Genomic DNA, 8,946 nt, shown 5'->3' on the forward strand with positions numbered 1-8,946 from the left:
CCGTAGTCAACCATGGCCGTTGCGGGCAGGTCAACGGTTGGCCGTGGCCTCACTGGGCGCTCCGTCGGGGTCACCCGCGCGCCCCGCGCCGCCGCCCTCCCCGTCGGAGCCCCCTTCCGCTCCCTCGGCACCCGCCGCCTGTCCGCGCGGCGTCGCCGACCCGCCCCGTACCGCGTCCGCGCACGCGTACAGCTCCGCGGGCCGCACCCCCGCCATCGCCGCGACCAGGTGCCCGTCCGGGCGCACCATCAGCACGGTGTGCGCGGACGCCCCCGGATACGCCTCGGCGACCAGCAGCTCCGCCCGCATGGGCAGCGCGCCGATGGCGGCCGAGAGCCCCGGCATGAGCCCCGCGCCCAGCCAGTGCCGCCGCTCCCACACACCCGTGCCGGGCGCGACCAGGACCACCAGCAGATCGCCGCCCAGCCGCTCCCGCAGCCCGACCACCGAGCCGTCCGGAGCGGTGACCGGAACGTCCTCGACCGGATCGCCGGGGGCCGTGGCCACCGGGACGGCGCCCGTGGGCGGCCCGGCCGGTGCCAGGGGCGTGCGGTCGTAGACGGGGGGCGCGGCGAGCGTCCCGCGCCCCAGGTGACCGTCGGTGAGCAGCTCGTCGTGTCCGCGCACGGCGCCCGGGACCAGCGCGCGCCGTGCCGTGTGCCACCCGCCCGAGCTCCGTACCGCCGTCAGGGCGCGGTCGGCGGCGCGCAGCCGGGCCACGATCGCCCCGCGGCGCTCCGCCTGATAGCTGTCGAGCAGGGTCTCGGAGGCGCCGTGGTGCCAGGCGAGAGCGAGCTTCCACGCCAGGTTCTCCGCGTCCCGCAGGCCCTCGTCCAGCCCTTGGGTGCCGAGCGCCCCGAGCAGGTGGGCGGCGTCGCCGGCGAGGAAGGCCCGCCCCGTGCGCATGCGGCGCGTGAGCCGGTGGTGCACCGCGTGCACACCGGTGTCCAGGAGTTCGTACGGCGGCACCTCGCCGCACCATGTCGACAGGGAGTCGCGGACCAGCGTGAGCAGGGCGTCGGGAGTGACCAGGTCGCCGCCCGGCGGCAGCAGCCAGTCGAGCCGCCACACGCCGTCCGGCAGCGGACGGGCCGTCACCTCACCGCCGCGCGGCGGTGACCGGTGCAGCACCGCCTCGCCGGGCCAGGGGAGTTCGGTGCGCAGCGCGGCGACGGCGTACCGCTCGACGGCCGTGCGCCCCGGGAAGCGGGCGCCCAGCAGCTTGCGCACGGTCGACCGGGCGCCGTCGCAGCCGACGAGGTAACTGCCCCGCCAATGGCCGCCGTTGCTGCCCCGCGTGTGCGCGGTGATTCCGGCGGAATCCTGCCGCAGGCTGTCCAGGTGGCCGCCGGGGACGATCCGTACGCCGCTCCGGCGGGCGAGCGCCGCGCGCAGCTCCCGTGTCAGCGCGTGCTGCGGGAGGTGCAACGGCGAGACCTCGCGGGCCTCCTGCGGGGCCGTGACGGCCTCCTCCGCGGCCTCCTCGGCACCGTCGGCCCCCGCGGGCCGCCGGGGCTCCGCGAAGGGCACCTGGGCGGCCACGGCGCGGCGGCGCAGGGTCCGCCAGCCGGTCCACCGGGTGCCGCCCTCCAGGGCGCACCCCAGGCGCTCCAGCATCTCGGCGGTGTCCGGGCGCAGCACGGCCGTGCGGGCCGGGCGCTCCTCCTCCCCGGTGCCGTCGGCGGGGGTCTCGTCGAGGACGACGACGCGGACCTCGCGGCGGGCCAGGGTGAGCGCGAGCGTGAGGCCGACCGGCCCCGCCCCGACGACGATCACCGGGTCCACGGCACCGCTCCCTGCGTGCCGCGGCGGCCGACGGCCGCGCCGTGGGCTCCGCGGTGCGTACGGACCGCGCGCACCGCTCGGTGCGCGCGGGGGCCGGCGGGGGGGACACGGTGCTCGATCACAGAACGTATGCAACCCATTGCGGGTGCTTGCGTCAAGTGATCAGGGCTCTCGTCGCGGCGCGCCGGTGCGGGCGCGCCCCGTCGCCGACCGCGGCCGACGGGGCGTCACCCGCGCCGTGCTCAGCCGGTCTTGGGGCCGTCCGTGCCGGGCGCGCCGGTGGCGCCCGCCGCCCCGAGCCCGGGACCGGCCATGACGGCGGCGCCGGGCGCGGCCATCGGCGGCGGGGTGCCCTTGCGCGAGCGCTTCGTGCGCCGTTCGACCCAGGTCGCGACGGAGGACAGCGCCATGCACAGCAGGATGTAGATCGAACCGAAGACGATCACCATCGGGATGAAGGCGTAGACGCCGTTCACGGGCGGCCGCTGCTCCGCGAACCGCTTGCCGACGAACAGCAGCTCCTCGTAGACGATGATGTAGCCGAGCGAGGTGTCCTTGAGGGTCACCACGAGCTGGCTGATGATCGACGGCAGCATCGTACGGACGGCCTGGGGGACGAGGACGCTCGTCATCACCTGCGTCTTGCGCAGGCCCAGCGCGTACGCCGCCTCGCCCTGGCCCTTGGGCAGCGCGTTGATCCCGGAGCGGAAGATCTCCGACTGCACCGAGCCGTTGTAGAGCGTCAGCCCTATGACGAGCGCCCACATCGGGTCCGAGGTGAAGACGGCCGCCCACAGCAGGAAGATCATGATGAGCAGCGGCATGGCGCGGAACGCCTCGACGGCCACGACGCCGATCCAGCGCACCGGTTTGTGATCGGACAGCCGGGCGGCCGTCAGCACCACACCGAGCACGACCGACAGGGCGGCGGCGATCGCGAAGGTCTCGACCGTGGTCCGCAGGCCGTCGAGGATCTGCCGCTGGGTGCTGCTGTATTCGTAGATGTTCCACAGGTCGCCCTGGAACTGCCCGGTGTCGTCCAGCCGGTAGACGACGAAGGCGACCAGTCCGAGCACGGCGACGCTGGAGAGGATGCCGTAGACGCGGTTGCGGGCCCGCGCCTTGGGGCCGGGTACGTCGAAGAGGACGCTCGCGCTCATCGGGCCACCGCCAGCCGGTTCTCCAGCAGCCGGAACAGCCCGCTGATGGCGAAGGTGATGACGACGTAACAGATCGCGATCCACAGGAAGATCACGAAGATGTTGTAGCCCGAGTCGGCGTTGAGGGTCTTCTGCACGGATCCCAGCTCGGTGACGTTGAAGCTCGACGCGATCGTGGTGTTCTTGGCGAGCGCGATCATCAGGCTGCCGAGCGGTGGCACGGCCGTCCGGGTGGCCTGTGGCAGCACGATCTGGCCGAGCGTCTGGTTGAAGGTCATCCCGATGGACCGGGCGGCCTCCGCCTGGCCCACCGGAACGGCGTTGATGCCCGACCTGATGGCCTCGCAGACGAAGGCCGAGGTGTAGCTGCCCAGGGCCATGACGGCGAGCCAGAAGGAGTCCCACCCTTTGAGGCCCAGCGCCGGGAGGCCCAGGGTGACGGCGAGGAAGAGCAGCACCAGGGGCGTGTTGAGCAGCAGGGTCACCCAGGTGCTGCCGAATATTCGCAGGGCGGGCACGGGCGAGACGCGGAACGCCGCGATCAGGATGCCCACCACCAGGGCGAGCAGCGCGCTGAGCACGGTCAGTTCCACGGTGCCGACGAAGCCTTCGCGGAACATCGCGAAGTTGTCCGACAGAACGTTCACGTCAACTCTCCGGAGTTCGCGTGGCGGAGATCCGCCGCCGGTCAGTAGCGGTCGACCGCGGGCGGGGTCGTGGCCGGGATGCCGGAGAGGCCGAGCGTGGCGTCGTACGCCTTCTTCCAGTCGCCGTTCTTCTCATGGGCCTCGATGGCGTTGTCGACGGCGTCGCGCAGCGCCTTGTCGTCCTTCTTCAGGCCGACGCCGTACGGCTCCTTGGAGAACGGATTGCCGACGACCTTCAGGGCGCCCTTGTTCTCCGCCGCGTAGCCCTTGAGGATCGAGTCGTCCGTGGTGACGGCGTCCACCGAGCCGCCCACGAGCTGCTGCACGCACAGCTGGTAGCCCTGCTGCGACATGGCCTCGGCCACGCCGTACTTGGCCTCCTTGATCCGCTTGAGCGGCGTGGAACCGGCCGCCGAGCAGACCTTCTTGCCCTTGAGGTCATCCGGGCCCTTGATGCTGCTGTCGGCCTTCACCAGCAGGTCCTGGCCGGCGACGTAGTACGGGCCGCCGAAGCCGACCTGCTTCTTGCGCTCGTCGTTGATCGTGTACGTGCCGACGTACAGGTCGACGCCCCCCGTGGCGATCTGGGTCTCACGGGCCTCGGAGGGGATGGTCTTGAAGGTGATGTGGTCCTCGTCGAAGCCGAGGTCGGCCGCGATCATCCGGGCGATCTCCACGTCGAAGCCGGAGCGCTTCTTGGTGCTGGGGTTCTCGAAGCCGAGGCCGGGCTGGTCGGCCTTGGTGCCGATGGTGATCTTCTTGCCCTTGATCTTCTCGAAGACGGGCGAACCCTTGACGTCCGCCGCGGTGTTCACCTTGTAGGTCGGCGCGGCCGGTGCCGGCTTCCCGTCGCTCGCCTTGTCGCTCTTGTCGTCAGGGCTGCCCGACTTGCCGCAGGCGGACGCGGTGAGCGCCAGCACCACGACGGCGGCCGCTGCGGCGGTTTTGCGGAGCTTCATGGTGAACATCCTTTGCGTCTGCGGGCGTTGTCGAAAGGTGTGCGGCGCCGACGTGGTCACAGCGGGAAGGGCGCAGCGGCCGTTGCCGAGGAGCACGCGGTGAGCGGACGTCGGGCCGCGTCGGGCGCGGGTCAGTGGTGGAGGATCTTCGACAGGAAGTCCTTCGCCCGGTCGCTCCGCGGATTGCTGAAGAACTGGTCCGGCCGCGCCTCCTCGACGATGCGGCCGTCCGCCATGAAGACGACGCGGTTGGCGGCCGAGCGGGCGAAGCCCATCTCGTGGGTGACGACGACCATCGTCATACCGTCCCGGGCGAGCTGCTGCATGACCTCCAGCACCTCATTGATCATCTCCGGGTCGAGCGCCGACGTCGGCTCGTCGAAGAGCATCAGCTTCGGCTCCATGGCCAGCGCCCGGGCTATCGCCACCCGCTGCTGCTGACCACCGGACAGCTGCGCGGGGTACTTGTCGGCCTGGGCGCCCACGCCGACGCGGTCGAGCAGGTCGCGCGCCTTCTTCTCGGCCGCCTTGCGGTCCGTCCTGCGGACCTTGACCTGGCCCAGCGTCACATTCTCCAGCACCGTCTTGTGGGCGAAGAGGTTGAAGGACTGGAAGACCATGCCGACGTCGGCGCGCAGCCGCGCCAGCTCCTTGCCCTCCTGGGGCAGCGGCCGGCCGTCGATGGTGATCGAGCCGGAGTCGGTGGTCTCCAGCCGGTTGATCGTCCGGCACAGGGTGGACTTCCCGGACCCCGACGGACCGATGACGACGACGACTTCGCCGCGCGCGATGGTCAGGTCGATGTCCTGGAGGACATGCAGGGCGCCGAAGTGCTTGTTGACGCTGTTCAGGACGACCAGTGCGTCCGGGGGAGCCGCAGCGGCCGCCGCGGCATCGGTCACCGATACTTCGCTCATCGGCGTTCCTCGCTCCATCCTCCTCGGTTGGGGAGGACCCTAATCAGCGGGAACGACCAGCGTCATTACATCTGAGCTGAAATTGAGCATAACGATCCGGCGGCAAAGGGACACTCCGTGTGAAGGGGGCGCGCGGCGCACACACGGGTGGTGCGGGCGTACCGGCTGGGTAACGGAAGCTCCTACACCCCCGCAACCCCCTTGACGGGGTGGGCGTCCATCAGCGTGGATGCGGTGTTGCGACACCACGGCCGGACGGAGGGCGCGGATTGAGACTGCTGCTCGTGGAGGACGACGACCATGTCGCCGCCGCCCTGTCCGCGGTGCTGGCCCGGCACGGATTCGACGTCACCCACGCCCGCAGCGGCGAGGAGGCCCTCCGGGCGCTGCTGCCCGCCGGGGGCGCCCCCTTCGCCGTCGTCCTGCTCGACCTCGGCCTGCCCGACCAGGACGGCTTCGAGGTCTGCGGCAGGATCCGCAAGCTCACCGCCACCCCCGTCATCATGGTCACCGCCCGCGCCGACACCCGCTCCAAGATCCACGGCCTCAACCTCGGTGCCGACGACTATGTGGTGAAGCCCTACGACACCGGCGAACTCCTCGCCCGCATCCACGCCGTCGCCCGGCGCACCCCGCCCACCGACAACGGCGTCGAGGACGCCCACGACCTCGACGGCCCGCGGGCACTGCACCTGGGCGCGCTGACCGTCGAGCTCCCCAACCGGGAGGTGTCCGTCAGCGGCACGCCCGTCCCGCTCACCCGCAAGGAATTCGACCTCCTGGCGCTGCTCGCCCAGCGCCCCGGGGTCGTCTTCCGGCGCGAACAGATCATCAGCGAGGTGTGGCGCACCAGTTGGGAGGGCACCGGACGCACGCTGGAGGTGCACATCGCCTCGCTCCGCTCCAAGCTGGGCATGCCCGCCCTCATCGAGACGGTGCGTGGCGTCGGCTACAAAATCGTCGTCCCGGCCGCGTGACGGTCGTACGAACCCGTGCGCACCCGACTCCTCCCGCTGCTCATCGTCCTGCTGGCCGGAGTGCTGCTGGCGCTGGGCTTCCCGCTCGCCGCGAGCATCGCCGCCGCCGAGCAGCAGCGGCTCGTGGTCGACCGCATCGACGACACCGCGCGCTTCGCCTCCCTCGCGCAGTACGTCACCGCCCGGCCCTTCGACCCCGCGGCCGACCAGGACGAACGGCTCGGCACCCTGCGCTCCGAGCTCCTGCGGTACGAGGACGTCTACGGCATCCGGGTCGGTGTCTTCTACCGCGACCGCCGGGTCATGGCCGTCGCCCCCGCCGACTGGTCCGTACCCGACCAGGGCGAGGGGCAGCGGGCCTTCCAGGAGGCCCTGGCGGGGCGGCGCAGCCACGACCCCGGGCAGGTGTGGCCCTTCCAGCGCCGTCGGCTGACCGTCGCCTCACCCGTCATCCGGGACGGTGACGTCGTCGCGGTCGTCGTCACCGACTCGCCCACCGGCCGGCTGCGGTCCCGGATCCTGCACTCCTGGCTGCTGCTCGGGGCGGGCGAGACCGGGGCCATGCTGCTCGCCGTCGCGGCCGCCTTCCGGCTCACCGGCTGGGTGCTGCGGCCCGTACGGACCCTCGACACCGCCACCCACGGCATAGCCACCGGGCGGATGAACTCCCGCGTCGCGGTGGACAGCGGCCCGCCCGAACTGCGCCGCCTGGCGAGGTCGTTCAACGAGATGGCCGACCACGTCGAAGAGGTCCTGGAGCAGCAGCGCGCCTTCGTCGCCGACGCCTCGCACCAGCTGCGCAACCCTCTCTCCGCCCTGCTGCTGCGCATCGACCTGCTCGCGCTCGACCTGCCCGAGGGGCACGGGGAGGTCGCCGCCGTCCGGGGCGAGGGCCGGCGCCTGGCCCGGGTCCTCGACGACCTGCTGGACCTGGCGCTGGCCGAACACGCCTCCGCGGACCTCCAGCTGGCCGACATCGCCGAGATCGTCACCGACCGGGTGGGCGCCTGGTCGCCGGTGGCCGACCGCGAGCGCGTCGCCCTCACCTACAGCGGGCCGTCCGCCACGACCGGCTGGGCCGACCCGGTGGCCCTCTCCAGCGCGCTCGACGCCGTGGTGGACAACGCCCTGAAGTTCACCCCGGGAGGAGCCGACGTGCGTGTCAGCGTCGCGGTCGACGGTGACACGGTGACCATCACCGTCGCCGACCGCGGCCCCGGCCTGACCGAGGAGGAACTCACCCGGATCGGCGACCGCTTCTGGCGCAGCAGCCGCCATCAGAACGTCGACGGCTCCGGCCTGGGCCTGTCCATCTCCCGCGCCCTCCTCGCCGCGGGCGGAGCCACGCTCTCGTACGCCCCGAACACCCCGCACGGCCTGCGGGCGGTGATCCGCGTGCCGCGCGACCGCGCCGCCGAGCAGGCGGCCGCCCCGCACGGGAGTTGACGATTCGCGCCGGCGAACGGGCGGCGGCCCGGGGGAGCGCCGCTACGGCTTGACCGACAGGTAGTAACGGCGCGCACCCACGTGCAGGTCCAGGGGGTCGGTGAAAATCGCCGTACGGAGGTCCACTTTCTGCGCCGCGTGCACCTTCTGCCCTATGCGGTCGCGGCTGTTCATGACCGACCGGGTGACGCTCTTCGCGAGCTCGGTGTCCGCGTGGTCCATCGTGATCAGGAGATTCGCGACCGCTATCGTCTTCACCGCCTGTGCGGCGCGCAGTTCCGGATACGCGTCCACCGGCATGACGGCCGCCCTGTAGTAGCGCGTCTCCGGGCCGAGCGCGTGCAGCGGCTCTATGAGGTCGCCCAGCTGGACGAGCCGGATCGACAGGCGGAGGCCGAGGCTCTGCACGGCGTTGGTGGGCAGGCCGCCCGACCAGAAGAACGCGTCGATCCGCCCCTGCTCCAGCAGCGCCGGCATCCTGTCGATGCCCACGCGCACGGGCTCGATGTCCTTGTCGAAGTCGAGCCCGGCGGCCTTCAGCAGCCTTCTGGTGATCAGCTGTACGCCCGACTCGTCCGTACCGACGCCGACCCGCATCCCCTTGAGCTCCTTCGCCGACTGCACCGGTGAACTCTTCGGGACCACCAGCTGGATGTAGTCGTCGTAGAGCCGCGCGCAGGCGCGCAGCCCCGCCCAGCCGGGTTCCCGCCGGTCGCGGTAGGTGGCGACGGCGTCGGCGGTGGCCAGGGTGAAGTCGGCCTCGCCCGAGGTGAGCTGCTTGAGGTTGTCCAGCGACCCCTGACTGCGCCGGAGCCGCACCTCCAGAGAGGGCATGTCCCGGCCGAGATCCTCCTTCAGGAGGTCGCCGTACTTCGCGTACACCCCGGTCGGCACCCCGGTCGCGAACGACATCCGGCCGCTGGGGGACGGCGAGCCGTGCAGCGAGACCAGCCACCACGCCAGCAGGGCGAGCACGGCGCCGGCCGCCACGCCTGCCTGCAGGGCGCGGCGGCGGCCGGGACGCGGGAGCCGGAGAGTCATGGGCGGATCCTGTC

The 8,946-nt window shown here is 72.0% G+C and carries 8 protein-coding genes; 2 read left to right on the top strand and 6 right to left on the bottom strand.

Going from position 1 to position 8,946, the window contains the following annotated elements:
- Positions 1 to 30: 30 nt before the first annotated feature.
- The 5 genes from DXZ73_RS30595 to DXZ73_RS30615 all read right to left on the bottom strand — a co-directional run bounded on the left by DXZ73_RS30595 (position 31) and on the right by DXZ73_RS30615 (position 5,468).
- Positions 31 to 1,785 carry an FAD-dependent monooxygenase gene (locus tag DXZ73_RS30595; RefSeq protein WP_116214222.1) on the bottom strand — a complete coding sequence of 585 codons (1,755 nt, stop codon included), beginning with the start codon at positions 1,783 to 1,785 and terminating at the stop codon, positions 31 to 33.
- Positions 1,786 to 2,027: 242 nt separating this feature from the next.
- Positions 2,028 to 2,945: an amino acid ABC transporter permease gene (locus tag DXZ73_RS30600; protein ID WP_116214223.1), complete on the bottom strand. Its 918-nt coding sequence runs from the start codon at positions 2,943 to 2,945 to the stop codon at positions 2,028 to 2,030.
- The gene (locus DXZ73_RS30605; RefSeq protein ID WP_116214224.1) at positions 2,942 to 3,592 is read right to left on the bottom strand and encodes an amino acid ABC transporter permease; all 651 of its coding nucleotides are present in this window, start codon (positions 3,590 to 3,592) and stop codon (positions 2,942 to 2,944) included. Before DXZ73_RS30605 ends, DXZ73_RS30600 begins: the two co-directional genes overlap by 4 nt.
- Positions 3,593 to 3,633: 41 nt before the next feature.
- Positions 3,634 to 4,551 (bottom strand): glutamate ABC transporter substrate-binding protein, encoded by a 918-nt coding sequence (locus DXZ73_RS30610; RefSeq protein WP_116214225.1) that lies wholly within the window; start codon positions 4,549 to 4,551, stop codon positions 3,634 to 3,636.
- Between the two features lie 131 nt (positions 4,552 to 4,682).
- Positions 4,683 to 5,468 (bottom strand): amino acid ABC transporter ATP-binding protein, encoded by a 786-nt coding sequence (locus DXZ73_RS30615; protein WP_116214226.1) that lies wholly within the window; start codon positions 5,466 to 5,468, stop codon positions 4,683 to 4,685.
- A gap of 269 nt (positions 5,469 to 5,737) precedes the next feature.
- Here DXZ73_RS30615 and DXZ73_RS30620 point away from each other — a divergent pair, with 269 nt between their 5' ends.
- Both DXZ73_RS30620 and DXZ73_RS30625 read left to right on the top strand, forming a co-directional pair.
- Entirely contained in the window at positions 5,738 to 6,445 is a 708-nt protein-coding gene (locus tag DXZ73_RS30620) for a response regulator transcription factor (protein ID WP_116214227.1), read from the top strand.
- A 15-nt stretch (positions 6,446 to 6,460) separates the two neighbouring features.
- Positions 6,461 to 7,891, top strand: coding sequence for a sensor histidine kinase (locus DXZ73_RS30625; protein WP_116214228.1), 1,431 nt, complete (start codon positions 6,461 to 6,463; stop codon positions 7,889 to 7,891).
- A 42-nt stretch (positions 7,892 to 7,933) separates the two neighbouring features.
- Here the strand turns inward: DXZ73_RS30625 and DXZ73_RS30630 are convergent, their stop codons facing one another.
- A complete protein-coding gene (locus DXZ73_RS30630; protein WP_116214229.1) occupies positions 7,934 to 8,932 on the bottom strand; it encodes a TAXI family TRAP transporter solute-binding subunit in 999 nt (332 codons plus the stop codon).
- Positions 8,933 to 8,946 lie beyond the last annotated feature (14 nt).

The organism is Streptoverticillium olivoreticuli subsp. olivoreticuli (assembly GCF_003391135.1).
In the GTDB taxonomy this organism is placed as follows: domain Bacteria; phylum Actinomycetota; class Actinomycetes; order Streptomycetales; family Streptomycetaceae; genus Streptomyces; species Streptomyces blastmyceticus.